This is a genomic window from Vallitalea maricola (genome assembly GCF_036985595.1).
Taxonomy (GTDB): domain Bacteria; phylum Bacillota; class Clostridia; order Lachnospirales; family Vallitaleaceae; genus Vallitalea; species Vallitalea maricola.
On the sequence record NZ_BTPU01000356.1, the window covers coordinates 1 to 226 of the forward strand.

Consider the following 226-nt stretch of genomic DNA (forward strand, 5'->3'; position numbering starts at 1 on the left):
GCCCGTAAAAATCATTTTTACTTTATTAATTTTATGACTTTTGAATGGTTATGCCGTGGCTGAAAAGAGTCTACATGCTTCAAAAGAGTTAACCTTAGCAACAACGAGATGGTGCCCTTATACCTGTTTTGATGAGCAAAAAGAATTTGGCATTGTAGGATTATAAAATAGCTAACCACCACATTGATGCTAATGCATTGAAACAAGCTGGTTGTTTAGTAGAGAA

At 35.0% G+C, this 226-nt stretch carries 1 protein-coding gene; it reads left to right on the forward strand.

From position 1 onward, the window contains the following. Positions 1-40: 40 nt before the first annotated feature. A complete protein-coding gene (locus tag AACQ14_RS24330) occupies positions 41-166 on the forward strand; it encodes a hypothetical protein (protein WP_339366112.1) in 126 nt (41 codons plus the stop codon). The last annotated feature ends 60 nt before the right edge of the window (positions 167-226 follow it).